Annotated in this window: 15 protein-coding genes and 1 pseudogene; 11 read left to right on the top strand and 5 right to left on the bottom strand. The window is 56.8% G+C overall.

Annotated features, from left to right (window positions below; all coding sequences use genetic code 11):
• A pseudogene (locus A6F49_RS17250) lies at positions 1-125 on the bottom strand (Cd(II)/Pb(II)-sensing metalloregulatory transcriptional regulator CmtR); the annotation flags it as partial.
• Between the two features lie 258 nt (positions 126-383).
• Between A6F49_RS17250 and A6F49_RS04305 the strand changes: the two are divergent.
• The 5 genes from A6F49_RS04305 to A6F49_RS04285 all read left to right on the top strand — a co-directional run bounded on the left by A6F49_RS04305 (position 384) and on the right by A6F49_RS04285 (position 4,155).
• Complete coding sequence (locus tag A6F49_RS04305; RefSeq protein ID WP_043057157.1) at positions 384-974, top strand: recombinase family protein; 591 nt, start codon at positions 384-386, stop codon at positions 972-974.
• 505 nt (positions 975-1,479) lie between these two features.
• A complete protein-coding gene (locus A6F49_RS04300) occupies positions 1,480-1,872 on the top strand; it encodes a hypothetical protein (RefSeq protein WP_043057156.1) in 393 nt (130 codons plus the stop codon).
• Between the two features lie 354 nt (positions 1,873-2,226).
• The gene (locus A6F49_RS04295; protein ID WP_150119385.1) at positions 2,227-2,967 is read left to right on the top strand and encodes a hypothetical protein; all 741 of its coding nucleotides are present in this window, start codon (positions 2,227-2,229) and stop codon (positions 2,965-2,967) included.
• Positions 2,968-3,193: 226 nt separating this feature from the next.
• Positions 3,194-3,556 carry a Cd(II)/Pb(II)-sensing metalloregulatory transcriptional regulator CmtR gene (gene cmtR, locus A6F49_RS04290; protein ID WP_043057154.1) on the top strand — a complete coding sequence of 121 codons (363 nt, stop codon included), beginning with the start codon at positions 3,194-3,196 and terminating at the stop codon, positions 3,554-3,556.
• Positions 3,553-4,155: a cadmium resistance transporter gene (locus A6F49_RS04285; protein ID WP_043057153.1), complete on the top strand. Its 603-nt coding sequence runs from the start codon at positions 3,553-3,555 to the stop codon at positions 4,153-4,155. The genes cmtR and A6F49_RS04285 overlap by 4 nt, the downstream gene beginning before the upstream one ends.
• 43 nt (positions 4,156-4,198) lie before the next feature.
• Here A6F49_RS04285 and A6F49_RS04280 read toward each other — a convergent pair whose 3' ends face one another.
• Complete coding sequence (locus tag A6F49_RS04280; protein ID WP_043057152.1) at positions 4,199-4,588, bottom strand: heavy metal-responsive transcriptional regulator; 390 nt, start codon at positions 4,586-4,588, stop codon at positions 4,199-4,201.
• A gap of 92 nt (positions 4,589-4,680) precedes the next feature.
• On the opposite strand from A6F49_RS04280, the gene A6F49_RS04275 reads away from it, so the two are divergent.
• The gene (locus A6F49_RS04275) at positions 4,681-6,075 is read left to right on the top strand and encodes a dihydrolipoyl dehydrogenase family protein (protein WP_043057185.1); all 1,395 of its coding nucleotides are present in this window, start codon (positions 4,681-4,683) and stop codon (positions 6,073-6,075) included.
• A 7-nt stretch (positions 6,076-6,082) separates the two neighbouring features.
• On the opposite strand, the gene A6F49_RS04270 is transcribed toward A6F49_RS04275, so the two are convergent.
• Complete coding sequence (locus tag A6F49_RS04270) at positions 6,083-6,613, bottom strand: DinB family protein (RefSeq protein WP_043057151.1); 531 nt, start codon at positions 6,611-6,613, stop codon at positions 6,083-6,085.
• A 230-nt stretch (positions 6,614-6,843) separates the two neighbouring features.
• On the opposite strand from A6F49_RS04270, the gene A6F49_RS04265 reads away from it, so the two are divergent.
• The 4 genes from A6F49_RS04265 to A6F49_RS04250 all read left to right on the top strand — a co-directional run bounded on the left by A6F49_RS04265 (position 6,844) and on the right by A6F49_RS04250 (position 9,653).
• A complete protein-coding gene (locus A6F49_RS04265; protein WP_052504728.1) occupies positions 6,844-7,332 on the top strand; it encodes a rhodanese-like domain-containing protein in 489 nt (162 codons plus the stop codon).
• Between the two features lie 66 nt (positions 7,333-7,398).
• Positions 7,399-7,665, top strand: a complete 267-nt coding sequence (locus A6F49_RS04260) for an SHOCT domain-containing protein (RefSeq protein ID WP_043057149.1) — start codon at positions 7,399-7,401, stop codon at positions 7,663-7,665.
• A complete protein-coding gene (locus A6F49_RS04255; protein ID WP_043057148.1) occupies positions 7,665-9,170 on the top strand; it encodes a multicopper oxidase family protein in 1,506 nt (501 codons plus the stop codon). The genes A6F49_RS04260 and A6F49_RS04255 overlap by 1 nt, the downstream gene beginning before the upstream one ends.
• Before the next feature lie 72 nt (positions 9,171-9,242).
• Positions 9,243-9,653 carry a DUF302 domain-containing protein gene (locus A6F49_RS04250; RefSeq protein ID WP_043057147.1) on the top strand — a complete coding sequence of 137 codons (411 nt, stop codon included), beginning with the start codon at positions 9,243-9,245 and terminating at the stop codon, positions 9,651-9,653.
• Positions 9,654-9,730: 77 nt separating this feature from the next.
• On the opposite strand, the gene A6F49_RS04245 is transcribed toward A6F49_RS04250, so the two are convergent.
• A complete protein-coding gene (locus A6F49_RS04245) occupies positions 9,731-10,297 on the bottom strand; it encodes a YdhK family protein (protein WP_043057146.1) in 567 nt (188 codons plus the stop codon).
• A 247-nt stretch (positions 10,298-10,544) separates the two neighbouring features.
• Positions 10,545-10,838 carry an IclR family transcriptional regulator domain-containing protein gene (locus A6F49_RS04240; RefSeq protein WP_082911590.1) on the bottom strand — a complete coding sequence of 98 codons (294 nt, stop codon included), beginning with the start codon at positions 10,836-10,838 and terminating at the stop codon, positions 10,545-10,547.
• Positions 10,839-10,986: 148 nt separating this feature from the next.
• Between A6F49_RS04240 and A6F49_RS04235 the strand changes: the two genes are divergently transcribed.
• The gene (locus A6F49_RS04235) at positions 10,987-11,748 is read left to right on the top strand and encodes a DUF4062 domain-containing protein (RefSeq protein WP_150119384.1); all 762 of its coding nucleotides are present in this window, start codon (positions 10,987-10,989) and stop codon (positions 11,746-11,748) included.

Genomic DNA, 11,748 nt, shown 5'->3' with positions numbered 1-11,748 from the left:
CGGGCAAGCACTGCCGGATATTCAGGCCCCTCCAACAGCGTCAACAGAATTCGGGACCGTGTCGGATCGGCCATGGCTCGACCCAACCGGTGCATCACATCTAAACGAGCAGCATTAATCAGCATAGGCTGAACTATACAGCGGATACTGAACTAGCGCTCTCCGAATTTCCCAATGTTGCATTATCGGTCGCAGCTGGGCGATAGGGACGAGCGGTGCCGGGCATCAGGCGTAGCGTCTTGCAACGGATGGCTTGCAAGACGTCTCGCCCAGAGTTTTGAGGCTCACACGAATTCAAGCATTTGGGTGTCTTGCAGCTCTGTCTTGCAACGAAAGTCTAGAATGGTGTCAACAACGTGGGTTGTAAGACAGTGTGAGGTGGCATGAAGAAATTTATTGGGTATGCGCGGGTGTCGACTCGTGGCCAGCAGGCCGATCGGCAAATCGAGGACCTAGTGGCCGCTGGTGTTCGGCGCGATGACCTGTATGTCGACCATGGCGTCTCTGGGGCTCGAACCTCCCGGCCGGGATTCGATCAAGCTCTTGCGGCCCTGGAATCCGGTGACACGTTGGTGATTGCCACGTTGGACCGGTTGGGTCGGTCCACCCAGAGCATGCTGATGTTCGCTCAGCAGCTGCGGGAGCGGGGTGCGGGGTTGCGGGTGCTCAATCTGGGCGGTGGGGATGTGGACACCTCCACGCCAATGGGGTCAATGGTGTTCACGGTGATGGCCGCGTTAGCCCAGATGGAATTGGACATCAAGCGCGAACGGATCACCGATTCGGTGGCCAAGCGCCGAGCCGCTGGCAAAGATCTAGGCGGCCGACGCCGAGCCTTCACCGACAGCCAGATCCGGAACGCGATGAAACTCATTGACGCCGGGGAGCCAGCCACCCAGGTGGCCCGTGATTTTGGCATGTCCCGAGCTACCCTGTACCGGCGTATCCAACAGCTGCCTGCTGAGGACAGCTGAATACCATCACCAACAATGTGGCTGAAGCCGCCAAACGAAGCTGTGAAACCCCGCCAAATGAAGTTAACAGTCACAATACTCTCGTCGAGTCGTGAGGTGTGTAAAAGGGGTATACCCGGCTTTACAGGTCTTATACCCTCAGAGCTATCAGCTCGACACAATCGAGTCGGTGCATTTACGTAGTAGCGCCAGCGGCGGCGACTCCTCGAGTTCGATCATGCCTCCAAGGGTATCGGTCGGGCGGACCGCCATCTGAACCTGCGAAAAACCGCCAAACGAAGTTAACAGTCACACGTAAAGCTGGCCGTTATCTCTAGCGCCCTCAATCTCGCCCCCGCTCCACGATTTGCGTGAGTAGTTAGTGCATTTGTTTGTTTATTTTTTTAACGCGCGTTGATTGTTGGAAAAAATAAAAACACACTTACCCGCCTTCTCTCGTTGCTTTCGTTGAGATCTGATACACTCTTGATTAGAGTTATTATTTACCTTGCAAAGGAGGTGCACAATGGGCTTCGAGTTGTTCAGCAGAAGAGTTGCTGCTTTGACGAAGGAACCGATAGCCACTGTTCAGAAAAGTGGCACAATTGGTTTGAATGCGGCAGCGCACGAAATGATCGACCAGGCTATGATGGTCGAGTTTCTTTTTGATCGCCAGCGAAATGTTTTAGCACTTCGTCCAGTTGATGATTCACCGCATGGCTATAAATTACGCAAGCCTAGCGAGACTGGCTACACGTCGGTTTTTGCTGCGGCGTTATTTGATGCGTATGAGATTGATGTGAGTGAAAGCCGCAGATTCGTTCCATTCATCGAAAATGGGATGCTGTGCATCGACCTCGCGGGATCCTATACCCCTGCAGGTCGTAGCAGCCAGTCCCCAGATGCAAGTGAAGATTAGATGGAGGCCAATGACATTGACTGCATTCCGTCTTAAAAAAATTAGCGACCTCACCCTGTTACAGCAGGATGGGGTCGCTTTAATGGGCCCGAAGGCTCCAGTACTTACTAAGCAGGCAAGTATTGGTAGTCTACCGAAGTTTCATATGAGCATGAACATATTGCTCAGCTTCTCCGGGCCCTCTTTAAAAAGAAAGAGGGCATTATGCCTACAATTAGAAATATTTTTAAGATCAATGGGCCTGTCCCATTTCTCGATATAGAACCCCACAAGGACAACGGTCTTTTCGTTGATCCTTGTCGGATTCGACTGGATACATGGGCTTCTCCCCACAGAGCTGCTGCGGTTCAGCAGATGAATACCTTTCTTGATCTGGTAGCTCGGAAAATCATGGCCAACGATGTGAGCGGGGCCTTTGATCTGTTAAAACATTTCGGAGAGCCTAACGAGACCCGCCTCGGTATGTCGAAATTGGAGATCATGGGCCGTGGTGGTGGTCTTGAAGTTGGGTGGAGCATCACCGAAGCTCTGTCCGATGAGCTGAGACCTCTCTTAGAAGTGGCTATTCTCAAATATCTAGAGAATTTGCCACTCTTCGTGGCCGGGGTAGACCGCGACATTACCAGCGACATCACTACTCGTATCGCGTTCAACGCGCTAATCGATTTCACCCAGGCCATGATGCGCCGGTATCCCGAGCTGGGGCGACAAACGCGCCCAGACAAATACCAAATATGGGATGACCAGAACTTGGTATGGACTACTCGCACCGCAGAGTTGCCCCTTGTCTACGGTGCTCCCCTACTCTTAGTACCCAAGCAGTGGGCCGGGCCGTCTCTATTGATGAGCTACCAGCGCTTCCACCAAACAACGGTGCGAGGTTGGGGCCAAGAAGTACACACCACCTATTTCCCCAATGGTCGCTCTTTTCGACCAACGAAGGAGCAAATTGAACAAATGCCCGGCTACAAACTGAGTCGGGAAACAAACCTGCGGATCACCCAACATGCGTATGACAACGGCGTGAATCTCATCCAAGAATTCACAGATTTCGTTGAACGACGTTACGAAGAGCCTAGAAGCCAAGCGGCCTAGTCCACTCACGAAGGGGAGGGTCGGTGACTTGACTGACCCTCCCTCCTTCTTCAACAAACTAAGCAATAGGCAAATGTGCCAAACAAGGCAGACAATTGCCGGTATACCCTCTTTGACAGTACTCAACTGTTGTCGTGGTGGAAATTCTTTAGGGGTGAGCATCGATCTACTCCACTTCTCGTAAAACCCAGAAGAACTATTCAGTCACTGCTGTATAGTTCAGCGCATGCTGACGAATGATGCACGTATTGATGTGATGAACCGCTTGGGTCGAGCCATGGCTGACCCCACGCGGTCCCGCATCCTGTTGACCCTGTTGCGTGGGCCAGAGTATCCGGCGGTACTCGCCCAGAACCTTGAGCTGACGCGGTCGAACGTGTCAAACCATCTGGCCTGTCTGCGGGACTGTGGGATTGTGGTGGCGCACCACCAGGGACGCCAGACGCGCTATGAGATCGCCGACCCACACCTGACTCGGGCACTGACGGCGCTGGTGGACACGACCCTGGCCGTCGATGAGGCCGCACCGTGCATCGACCCGGCCTGCACTGTGGGGGACTGTAGTGACGTTGCGGAGGTGAGTGCGTGATCCTGTCCTCCATTGCGCAAGCAGTTGGGCTGTTCATCGCCACCAATATCGACGACATCATTATCTTGTCGTTGTTCTTCGGCCGAGGCCAAGGACAACCCGGCACCACCCGCCGTATCCTGCTGGGACAATATCTCGGATTCCTCGGCATTCTCGGGGCTGCCGTGCTTGCGGCCCTGGGCGCCCAAGCGATGCTACCTGACCAAGTGCTGCCTTATTTTGGCCTGATCCCACTGGGGCTAGGCCTATGGGCAACATGGCAGGCGTGGCGCAATCGCGACGACGACGATGACGACGCAGCACAGCTGGAAGGCAAGCGAGTCTCGGTCTGGACCGTGGCCGCGGTGACCTTCGCCAATGGTGGCGACAATATCGGGGTCTATGTGCCAGTGTTCGTCAGTGTTAGCTGGAGCACAATCCTGGCCTACTGCATCGTCTTCTTACTCCTCGTCGCCGTCCTGGTGTTTGTGGCTCGATGGATTACGTCCAGGAAACCTATCGCCGAAGCCCTGGAACGGTGGGAACACATTCTGTTTCCAGCAGTCCTCATTGGGCTGGGCGTTGTGATCCTCATCAGCGGCGGAGCCTTCGGTCTCTAAGCCACAGCGGTTGAACAGTTCTTGCAGTCATCAGCTCTGGCGGTCAGAGGTTGGTGCAGATGGCCTCGGCGTGGCACGTGGCGGGGTCCGCTGCGCGGCTGGTGTGGTGCAGGGCAGTGACGGTCTGGCGTAATTGGATGAGGTCAGCGATCTGCTGGTCGAGCTCGGTCAGACGGTTGGCCAGCAGCGCGTCGACGTGGGCGCAAGGCGGCTGGCCGGTATCGCGCATCCGCAGAATCTCACCGATGTGGGCCAGGGACAGTCCCGCGCGTTGGCCTCGACGGATGAAATCGAGTCGCCAGAGCATCGCTTCGGGGTAGTCTCGGTAGCCGTTCGGGGCCCGATCCGGGGGTGGCAGCAGCCCGATGGCTTCGTAATAGCGCAGCGTTTTGGTGGTGGTGTCGGCAGCGTCTGCCAATTCGCCAATCCTCATTGAACTCAAGGCTCCTTTATGATCGTCGGACTTGACCTTCCAGTGTACTGGAAGGTTCATACTGGGTGCAGACCAAAGAAAGAGGCAAACAGATGGTACAAGGTTTCGACGTTGATCTGGTGGTGGTGGGCTCCGGTGGCGCTGGCATGGCGGCAGCCATTACAGCCCGGCGGGCCGGCAAAGAGGTGTTGGTGATCGAGCGGGACACCCTCGGTGGCACCTGCGTGAACATCGGATGCGTCCCGTCCAAAACGCTGTTGGCCGCGGCCGGCACCCGGCAAGCCGCCCTGACCAACCCGTTCCCCGGGGTCCCCACCTCCGCCGCGGGCGTGGATCTGGGGTCGCTGGTCGGACAAAAAGACCAGCTAATCACCCGGCTGCGAGACACCAAATACGCTGAGGTCGCGGCCGCGCATGGGTTCCAGATCCGCACCGGGGAGGCCTCCTTTGTTGATCCCGACACCCTGGTGGTGGATGGGACCCCGGTGACAGCCGGTTCGATTGTGCTGGCCACCGGCGCGGTGCCAGCCTTACCACAGGACGTGACCGGGTTGGACGAGGTGGACTATCTGACCTCGACCACGGCCATGGCACTGACCGAGCTGCCCGAGTCCATGATTATTATCGGCGGCGGCTACGTCGGCATCGAACAAGCCCAGCTTTTGGCCGACTTGGGCACCCGGGTGACGATCATCGGCCGGATCGCCCCCACCGCCGAGCCAGAAATGACCGCCATCCTCCGACAAACCCTGACCCTCGATGGGATTACGGTGCTCGAAGAGCACGCCACCGGGGTGACCCAGGAGCATGACCAGATCCAGGTGGCCACCGCCTCGGGACGCAGCCTGTGTGCTGAGCGCCTGCTGGTGGCCACCGGCCGCCGCCCGTCCACCGAGCATCTCAACCTGCCCGCCGCAGGTATCACCACCGACCAGGAGGGATTCATCCTCGTTGATGACCACCAGCGCACCACCAATGCGCGGGTCTTTGCTGCCGGTGACGTTACGGCGGCCCCGCAATATGTCTACGTCGCCGCGGCCACCGGCAAAGCCGCCGCGGCCAATGCCCTGCGCACCGATCCGCAAGTGCCGGCCACGAAAGTCGATTACACCGGCCTACCTGCCGTGATCTTCTCGCGCCCCCAACTGGCCACGGCCGGACTGACCGAAGCCGCGGCCCGGAGAGCCGGGTACCGGTGTCACTCCCGGGTGCTGAGCTTCCAAGACCTGCCGCGCGCCTTAGTCAATCACGACACTTGCGGGGCGCTGAAGATGGTCGCCGAAACAGGAACCGACAAAATCCTGGGCATCAGCGCTATCGGCGATCACGCAGCAGAGCTCCTGCTCCCGGCAACTTATGCGATCACCGCGGGGATGACCACCCGCCACCTCGCCGACACCTGGGCACCCTATCTGACCACCTCCGAAGCACTGCGCCTGGTGGCAGGCACCTTCCATGACGAGCTGCCCACGTCTTGTTGTGCCTGACCCTTTGTTATTCGGGGGTGTGGGGCAGGAAACTCAGTTGCTGGGCGTGGAAGGCGAAATGTTTCGTGGGGTAGGCGTAGAGGTCGGCCACGGTCATCACCGGCCGAAAAAATGGATCCCACCGGGTGGGAAACGCCATCTGCAGCCCCAAGGAGGCGTGGGACTCGGTTTCCAGGTTGGCGGCCAGCGTGGTCGTGACCCGACGCAACTTCCGGGCCATCCGGTGACGATTGTACACGCGCGATGCCGCCCAAGACCCCCAGTAATTGACCCAATCAAAGGGCTTGGTCCCGGCATCGAGCAACCCAGCAAAGGCATTCCCCACGGACGGTGGCAACCGACCGAAACACTTGACGAGGGGCAGCAGGCGTCGGGTCACCATGTAACCGAACACCATGTGAAACAACAATTCTTCGTTGGTCCAGCGCGTACCGGCGCTTCGGCTACGCAACTCGGCGTCACCAGCCAGCGCGAGGAAGGTTTCCAGATCGCCACAGGCGTGCAGATATCCAACGGTGATCTCAGCACGGTCTATCACGGTGACCTTCTTCGGTCCGGAGCGGGGTCTTGCTCGCCTTGTCCTTTTATTATGGACTGCATTTCAACCTGTCTTGGCAGCATAGTTGCGCACACGTACGCAGCATCTAATCGGGCATACCTGGTTAGACGTTTTCACGTTTGGCGTTTGGTGTTGGCAAGCGCTATTCGAAGTTGCAGCTTCGAATACCCCTCTATGTCTCTGACTGGTATTCCAATAGGGTAGGGGGTATGGGACATACTTCGCGTGCTATATATCGTCAGTCCAGAGTTCGTACTCAAGAGCCGGCCAGCGTGCCGTGGCATGCTGCAGACGCCGAGGACTTGGTAGTGGTCGACTCTACGTGGGGTGAACTGCAACCACTGCACTGCGCCCCAAACGTGGTGACTGTTGGGGAGCTGGAGTTGATCGAAGCGGTCAACAATGGAGCTGTCCTTGTTGATAGTCGCTTACCGGATTCCCGGGCGGGGGTGACCATCCCTGGGGCGATCAATATCCCCCACGACCAGATCTTAGACTCCAAAGATCGACTTGATCCGTCGCGGCTGACCGTGTTGTTTTGTAATGGCCCGCAGTGTCCGCAGTCCCCACAAGCGATTCGAGCGTTACTGGAGGTCGGCTATCCGGCTGCAGGGCTGGCGTACTATCGGGGTGGTATGCATGACTGGGTGACGTTAGCGATGCCCGTAGTATCTGTTGGTCAAGCCCATGAGAGGTAATCGCTGGGTTGGGTTGCGGTGGCTTTGGGCAGTTGTGGGTGGCAGTATACAGAATGGAGATAGGACATGATGGATGGTTATGGTTCGATGATGGGCTGGGGGTGGATGTGGCTGTTTTGGGCGCTGCTGGTGATTGGTGTGGTGCTCTTAGTGGTCCTGACTATCCGGTTGGTGCGTGGTGGCACCTCCGGGCCAAGTGGTGACCCTCAGAGGTATAGCCACAGCCCTGAATCGTTGACTGCCCGGCAGATCCTTGACCAGCGGTATGCTCGCGGCGAGATCGATACTGACGAATATACAGCACGACTGCGCACCCTTGACGAGGGCCGTTAATGCAGCCGATGACTCGTCGTCAGGTACTGCTGTTGGGTGGTGCGGGCACAGCAGCCATCGCTGCCGGGGCGGCCGGGGTGTGGTGGACACAAGGCACACGCCAAGGTGTCAGCGGTGGTGCTGATTTTGAGCAACCACCGGTATTGGAAAGCGCCAACGGCTCCCTGGATGTGGAGCTGACCGCAGCCCCATATACGGCACGTATCGCAGGCCAAGAGGCTTTTGTGTTGGGGTATAACGGCTCGTTGCCAGGTCCCACGCTGGTGGTGGCGCCTGGTGATCAGATCAACCTGACCCTGACCAACCACTTAGCGGCGCCAACAAATCTTCATGTCCACGGGTTGCATGTCTCACCGCAAGACAACAGCGACAATGTCTTCGTCGCGGTGGACCCGGGTGAGGCCTTTGCCTACCACTACCAGTTGCCAGCCGATCACCCACCGGGGGTGTATTGGTATCACCCACATCATCATGGCAATGTAGCAGACCAGCTCTTTGCCGGACTCTATGGAGCCATCATCGTCCAAGACCCAGATCCTGTGGTCGTCACACGGGAACGGGTGCTGGTGATCTCGGACATTTCTTTGACTGCAGATGGTTCCGTAGCTGGGGCTGACCCCATGGATACGATGATGGGCCGAGAGGGCAACCTGGTGATGGTCAATGGTCAGGTGAATCCTACGTTGCAGGCCCGGCCGCACCAGCGGGAACGATGGAGGATCATTAATGCGTGCACCTCCCGCTACCTGCACCTTGAACTGGACGACCAGCAGCTGGAGTTACTGGGCATCGACGCTGGTAGATACCCGGAACCTGCCACAGTGGACGAGGTTGTCTTAACCCCGGGCAACCGGGCCGATGTGATCGTGACCGCATCGGCTGGGACCTCGATATTACGTGCTGTTGCAGTGGACCGGGGTGGTATGGGCATGATGGGCGGCACTGGCTTTGGTTTAGCTTCGCCAGGCCAGGCTGAGGTTCCGTTAGCTACCTTTGAGGTCAGTGGCACCCCAGTCCAGGCGCTGGATGGAGTTGGCCAACCGTCTGCACCGCGGGATTTACGCTCCGAGACTGTCACGGCCAAACGTGAGCTGACCTTTGGCATGACCATGGGTATGGGTGGCGGTATGGGCATGCGCCACAACACCGCTGCATCCCAGTCGCCCGGTGGTTCTGGCATGATGGACTTTACGATCAACGGTGCGGTCTTTGACCCTGCCCGGGTGGATATCACCGCCGGTGCCGGGACCATCGAGGAATGGACGCTGCAAAACACCAGCCCAATGGATCACCCGGTGCATCTCCACGTCTGGCCCATGCAACTAATCGAAACCCAGGGTACGGCTGTGCAGGAGCCTGCATGGCAGGATGTGGTCAATGTGCCAGCCAACAGCAGCGTCAAGGTGCGTATCGCCTTCGATACCTTTGTCGGCAAAACCGTCTACCACTGCCACATCCTGGATCACGAGGATCTGGGCATGATGGGCATCATCGAAGTCCGCTAGGACAAAACCAACCCGCAGCATCGATGCGGGGAACCACAAGACTGAAAAACCCTACCGAAAGAAGTCCCAACCATGACGTATACCCACACCATGACCGTTGACTTATCCTATGACGAGACTGTTGCTAGGACTCGAAAAGCCCTGGCTGCACAAGGATTCGGTGTCTTAACCGAAATCGATATCCCCGCAACATTTGAGACCAAGCTTGGTCCCGAAGCGGCAGCAGACATCGGAGACTACATCATTTTAGGAGCCTGCAATCCCACACTGGCCCAGCAAGCGCTAACTGCTGACCCAGCCATGGGAGCATTACTGCCCTGTAACGTCGTCATCAGACGAGCACCAGAAGCAAAGGTCACCACCATCCAGGCCCTTGACCCACAGACCATGGTCCAGCTGAGCAATACACCGGCGGTCACCGAAGTCGCCAAGGATGCAGAGCAACGCCTCCAAGCCGCCCTGACAGCACTGAAAACCCTCTAAAGCGTCTTGCGGTGGCCCGTCGAAGGCTGTGGCAACACTCCACCGGTGCACGGACACCTCACGTTGTCTGATCGATATTATTCGGCTGGTTGGAGTTCACTTTCGACTACCCATTTGTGGTTGGTCAGCTCCGTGCCATCGATGGTCGCATCCACCATGTACACGGTTTCTTGTGTGGAGGCCTCGATGGTGGCGTCAGCACCGTCCATGGCCTCCATATGATCAGCTGCCAAGACCACTTCAGTGCCCTCTGCTAATGGTGGGGTGCCTGGGTCGGCTAATTCTTCATGGATCACCCATGTGTGATCCACCACCGGCTCGGATCCATCAGTGGGGGTATATGTTACCGAGTAGGTGGCCGTATCAAATGCCCCAGAAATGGTGGCTGCACTGCCTTGCATCCCCGGCATGTGATCCGCAGTAAGTTCTACCGTGGTACCTACTGGGTAGGTAGGATCTTCTGCCTCGGCAAGATCCTCGGGTGCGGGACCACCATCAGGATTATGCGCATGTTCCTCAGTTTGCGTGGCGGTGGGCTGGTCCTCAGTTGCGTCTTGTTCTGTATCGGTGGCACAGCCTGCCAAGAACAGTGCCCCAACAGCTGCTACAGCACTGATTCGGGTGGCTACAGTCGTGCGTTTCATGCATCCTCCGGTCATCTCAGCCCCTCCGCTTAGAATCTATAACCACTATCAAAACCCTGAACTTGAGCACTGTGCGCTTGTTCTTCCCAGATAAAGAGGCCTTATTCAGGTATACCCGATTTGACACATGGGGTGGCGTTAAAGGACAGGCCCAGATGCCAAATATGAGGCGAGCCCAAGGCATAACCTCATGTAAAACCTGCGATGGGGAGCGTTTGAAAGCTACTGTCCTCGTTACCAACTACCCTTACAGAGTTTTGCCGAGTTCTTCCGCAGCATCTTTTAATATTGGCAAGGCAGCTTCTACGAGTTCTCCAGGTGAGTACCGTCCACTGAAAGCACTCACACTCATTGCCCCTACGCAGTCCTCGCGTGAATCCATTACGGGAACAGCCAAGGAGCGCATCCCCATTTCTAACTCTTCGGAGCTGAGCGCATAACCTAATTGCTTGGCACTTTCAATAGTGCTCATAAGCTTCTCTGGATCAGTGATAGTAAATGGCGTTAGCGTCTTTTCATAGCCAGAGCCAGTGCAGTGCATGTCGTGTCGACTGGGGTGTCCAGTACCCTTGTCGCATTCGCTACAGAATACCTTCACCTAGGTATATCCGAGTTGTCACTTTTCTGTTCCTTCTTTAGGTGACAGGTGGACCATTCCGTCCCTTGTGAAAGCTTCGTACAGTGGGGATATGAGTTTTAATGCGAATGTATTGCAGGTGTTGATTGCTTCGCCCGGGGACACAATCGAGGAACGAAATGCGGTAGAGCGGGCGTTACACGGATGGAACGCTAGTCGGGCTGAAAGGGAACAAGTTGTCTTGCTGCCTCGACGGTGGGAAACCGATGCGGTCCCTGTGATGGGTTCATCTGGACAAGAAACGATTAATGCGCAATTAGTCGACAAGTGCGATATCGTCATTGCCTTATTCGATGCCCGCCTAGGACAAGCAACCAAAAACGCTGTTTCCGGCACGGCTGAAGAAATAGAACGGGCTGCCGCTAGCGGCAAGCCTGTGCATGTGTGGTTCTCAGATGCGCCAGTAAGCAGAGATCATCTAGAGGGAGCACAGGTAGTAGCAGAGTTCCGTCAAACTTTGGAAGCCGAAGGCTTACTGGGGAGCTACGCTAGCGCGGAAGATTTGGCTTATCAGGTACGGAACGCTGTGGAAGCCGATCTAGAACGCCTCGAATTGGCAGCACCCACTGGAAGAATCCTTTCACAAGGTGGAGCAGAGCCAGTGGCTTCCTATCACTATCGAACTGAGCAAGTACCCGACAGTAAAGGGAAGCTCCGCACCAGACAAAGAGGACATCGCATCATTGTGACAAACAAGGGCGACGCCCCAGCAGAAGACTTCACCCTTACTCTCGAACCGATGGACGACCTCGAAGTTCCACACATGCTATCTTCTGAGGCCTCTGCGGCGGTATGCTTGAGTGAGACAGGTTAG

This window comes from Enteractinococcus helveticum (genome assembly GCF_001657475.1).
GTDB classification, from domain to species: domain Bacteria; phylum Actinomycetota; class Actinomycetes; order Actinomycetales; family Micrococcaceae; genus Yaniella; species Yaniella helvetica.
This window is presented reverse-complemented; position numbering and strand designations above follow the sequence as displayed.

Coding starts and splice junctions, on each gene's coding strand:
- A6F49_RS04305 (WP_043057157.1), top strand. CDS start 384: ATGAAGAAATTTATTGGGTATGCGCGGGTGTCGACTCGTGGCCAGCAG.
- A6F49_RS04300 (WP_043057156.1), top strand. CDS start 1,480: ATGGGCTTCGAGTTGTTCAGCAGAAGAGTTGCTGCTTTGACGAAGGAA.
- A6F49_RS04295 (WP_150119385.1), top strand. CDS start 2,227: ATGAATACCTTTCTTGATCTGGTAGCTCGGAAAATCATGGCCAACGAT.
- cmtR (WP_043057154.1), top strand. CDS start 3,194: ATGCTGACGAATGATGCACGTATTGATGTGATGAACCGCTTGGGTCGA.
- A6F49_RS04280 (WP_043057152.1), bottom strand. CDS start 4,588: ATGAGGATTGGCGAATTGGCAGACGCTGCCGACACCACCACCAAAACG.
- A6F49_RS04275 (WP_043057185.1), top strand. CDS start 4,681: ATGGTACAAGGTTTCGACGTTGATCTGGTGGTGGTGGGCTCCGGTGGC.
- A6F49_RS04265 (WP_052504728.1), top strand. CDS start 6,844: ATGGGACATACTTCGCGTGCTATATATCGTCAGTCCAGAGTTCGTACT.
- A6F49_RS04260 (WP_043057149.1), top strand. CDS start 7,399: ATGATGGATGGTTATGGTTCGATGATGGGCTGGGGGTGGATGTGGCTG.
- A6F49_RS04255 (WP_043057148.1), top strand. CDS start 7,665: ATGCAGCCGATGACTCGTCGTCAGGTACTGCTGTTGGGTGGTGCGGGC.
- A6F49_RS04250 (WP_043057147.1), top strand. CDS start 9,243: ATGACGTATACCCACACCATGACCGTTGACTTATCCTATGACGAGACT.
- A6F49_RS04245 (WP_043057146.1), bottom strand. CDS start 10,297: ATGAAACGCACGACTGTAGCCACCCGAATCAGTGCTGTAGCAGCTGTT.
- A6F49_RS04240 (WP_082911590.1), bottom strand. CDS start 10,838: ATGCACTGCACTGGCTCTGGCTATGAAAAGACGCTAACGCCATTTACT.
- A6F49_RS04235 (WP_150119384.1), top strand. CDS start 10,987: ATGAGTTTTAATGCGAATGTATTGCAGGTGTTGATTGCTTCGCCCGGG.